At 66.4% G+C, this 3,360-nt stretch carries 3 protein-coding genes; all 3 read left to right on the forward strand.

The annotated features are described in order from the left end of the window. Window positions 1-192 precede the first annotated feature (192 nt). The gene (locus tag V9U70_RS04290; protein WP_336673090.1) at window positions 193-1,395 is read left to right on the forward strand and encodes a hypothetical protein; all 1,203 of its coding nucleotides are present in this window, start codon (window positions 193-195) and stop codon (window positions 1,393-1,395) included. 47 nt (window positions 1,396-1,442) lie between these two features. After that, window positions 1,443-2,033: a hemerythrin domain-containing protein gene (locus V9U70_RS04295; RefSeq protein WP_336673091.1), complete on the forward strand. Its 591-nt coding sequence runs from the start codon at window positions 1,443-1,445 to the stop codon at window positions 2,031-2,033. Between the two features lie 332 nt (window positions 2,034-2,365). Further along, a partial coding sequence (locus V9U70_RS04300) for a catalase (RefSeq protein WP_336673092.1) occupies window positions 2,366-3,360 on the forward strand: 995 nt, incomplete at its 3' end.

A 3,360-nucleotide genomic window follows, 5' to 3' on the forward strand; every position in this document is an offset into this window, starting at 1 on the left:
CCGGCCGGAGTCGAGCAGCGAGCCCTCATCGCACGTTTGCCCAGCAGGTGCCCCGGTGGACGGATCACCTCCGCTCGCGGGGAGAGCACCCATGGGCTGCAGAAATGGCAGGGCGGCGTGGCTTCCTGGTTTGAGCGCATACCGCCGGGATACTCGGCCAACCCTCCCCTCTGCCTTCGAAGGAGGCATCGCATGGCCTTCAATCCGCTGGAGCAGCGCGGTATCCCGCTGGACCGTCAGCTGAGGAACTGGCGCGAGCTGAACGTGAAGCCGATCGACCCCGACCACTGTGACCCCTACACCCGGTGCCGCATCATCACGATGAACGGCATCGAGGTCGAGGCGATCATGTTCAGCCACCAGATGGCCCGGCACTGTCCGGACCTCGAGGTCAAGCAGCAGCTCGCCCGGACGCGCTACATCGAGGCGCAGCAGCAGAAGGCGGTGAACTGGCTGCTTCCCGGCGTTTCTTCGGTGCTGGAGACGACGATCGCCTATGAGCAGGTGGCGGTGGACCTCACCGCGTGGGTGGCCCGGATGGAGCCCGATGCGTACCTGAAGCAGGCGTACCAGTTCGGTGTGCTGGAGGACTTCGACCACCTGTACCGGTACGCCAACCTGTACGAGATGATCGAGCACCGCAAGGCTGAGAAGATCGTGGACGGCCTGACCGAGGTCATGCCGGGGCGCCCTACCCCGCTGCACCACCGCGATCCGGTCGACAACGTGCGCGAGCCGTACGACAAGGACACCGTCAACCCGCTGTCCCGGCTGCACGCGCTGACGATCATGTCGGCCGAGCAGCAGACGATGAACTTCTACATGAACACCGGGCCCACCTACATGGAGCCCATCGCCCGCCAGCTCTACCAGGAGATCGGGCTCATCGAGGAGGAGCACGTCACTCACTACGAGTCGCTCGTCGACCCGGGCGAGTCCTGGTGGGAGCAGCTCGTCCACCATGAGTACAACGAGTGCTACCTGTACCACTCCTTCATGGAGCAGGAGAGCGACCCGAAGGTCAAGGCGATCTGGGAGCTGCACCTCAACATGGAGCTGGAGCATCTGCACATCGCGGCGGATCTGATGCGCCGGCACGACGGTCGCGAGGCGGCGGAGGTCTGCGCGCCGTCGCTGCCCAACGTGCTCACGTTCGAGCCGAACAAGGGCTACCTGCGCGAGCTGATCGCCGACCAGCTGGACCTGACCACGCTGGGCACCGGATATGTCCGGGAGGCCCATGAGCGGTTCGAGGCGATGCAGGAAGCCATCCATGGCGGTGAGCCGGCCCCGAGCGACCAGGTTCTGGCACAGCACGACGCCATGATCGGTGGGGACTACCGGCTGGAGACCGAGGGCGATCACCCGGTTCCCGAGCTCCGGTCAGCCAAGTGACGACCACCCCGCCCGGTCACCGGCCGACAACGACCGAGGAGAGCCCCATGACCGTACAGGCTGAACAGTCCGGCGCTCCGCCGGCCGACGACAACGACGTGGTGGCGCTGCTCATGCGCCAGCACGGAGACATCCGCAACCTCTTCGACGAGGTCGAGGACAGCAGCGGAGACGCCCGCAGGGACGCCTTCCGGCGGCTGGTGCGTCTCCTGGCCGTCCACGAGACGGCCGAGGAGGAAGTGGTCCATCCCTTCGCCCGCCGCAGCTTCCCCGGCGGCGAACAGGTGGTGAAGGACCGCCTCCAGGAGGAGAAGGCCGCGAAGGAGACCCTCGCCGACCTCGACAGCCTGGACACCGACGACCCCACCTTCATGCCCCAGCTCATGAAACTGCGCAGGGACGTCCAGCACCACGCACGCGCCGAGGAGCGCTACGAGTTCACCCACATCCGCCGCAGCACCGACAGCGCCCGGCTCGCCTCCATGGCGCGCGGCGTCAAGGCCGCCGAAGCCATGGCGCCCACCCGGCCCCATCCAGGTGTGGAATCCGCCGGTGCCAACATGGCCCTGGGGCCCGTCGCCGCGCTCATGGACCGCACCAAGGACGCCGTACGCAAAGCCATGGGCAAGGACGGCTGACCGACCATCGCGTCAAGACGCTGACCTCCGGATGACAACGTCCGCAGGAGGCTCGAGGCGCATTTGCAGCACAGTTGATGTGTCGACTGCGCAGTGGAAGCGCAGCCGGGACTCGACTCGGGCCGCCCTCTGAGCCTGCCCCGGAGTGGCGACCACGGTGACCTCCCGTCGCTGTGGAGAGGTCGTCGGCCGGAGAGACCGTTGAGGACATGAAAGACCGGAGCGGGTAGCTGCCGGACTGCGGACGCGCATCGAATTCATCTTGCGGAATCCGGTTTGTCCCGTAGTGCGGGCCAGCACCGCACTACGGGAAAGAGAGGGAGTAGTTGGCTGTGACAGACGTAGCGAGCGCCGGGTCGGCTGCGGACGACGACCGGCCGGAACTCACGAACCGGCAGGGTCATGTCGTCTTTGACAACCAGAACCAGCGCACCGTGGGGGCCCGGGGCCCGGCCACTCTGGAGAACTACCAGTTCCTGGAGAAGATCAGCCACTTCGACCGGGAGCGCATCCCCGAGCGAGTGGTGCACGCGCGGGGCGTGACGACCTACGGCCACTTCGAGGCGTACGGGAAGTGGGGCGAAGAGCCCATCTCCCGCTACACCCGCGCCAAGCTGTTCCAGGAGGCGGGCAAGCGCACGGACGTCGCGGTCCGCTTCTCCACGGTGATCGGCGGCCGTGACTCCTCGGAGGCGGCGCGCGATCCCCGCGGGTTCGCCGTCAAGTTCTACACCGAGGACGGCAACTGGGACCTCGTGGGCAACAATCTCGGCATCTTCTTCATCCGCGACGCGATCAAGTTCCCCGACGTGATCCACGCCCTCAAGCCCGACCCGGTCTCCCACGAGCAGAAGCCTGGACGCATCTTCGACTTCATGTCGCAGACGCCGGAGAGCATGCACATGCTCGTGAACCTGTTCAGCCCCCGGGGCATCCCGTCCGACTACCGGCACATGCAGGGCTTCGGCGTCAACACGTACAAGTGGGTGAACGACCAGGGGGAGTCAGTGCTGGTCAAGTACCACTGGCTGCCGAAGCAGGGCGTCCGCAGCATGACCGCAGAGGACGCGGCGAACGTCCAGGCGGATGATCTGGGGCACGCCACGAAGGACCTCTACGACGCGATCCGGCGGGGGGACCATCCCGAGTGGGAGCTGGTCGTGCAGATGATGTCCGACGACGACCATCCCGAGCTGGACTTCGATCCGCTGGATGACACGAAGACCTGGCCGGAGCAGGACTTCCCGCCGAAGGCGGTGGGCCGGATGGTGCTGAACCGCGTTCCGGACAACTACTTCGCGGAGAACGAGCAGGCGTCCTTCGGCAC

It is taken from the genome of Streptomyces pratensis (assembly GCF_037137275.1).
Taxonomy (GTDB): Bacteria; Actinomycetota; Actinomycetes; order Streptomycetales; family Streptomycetaceae; genus Streptomyces; species Streptomyces pratensis_B.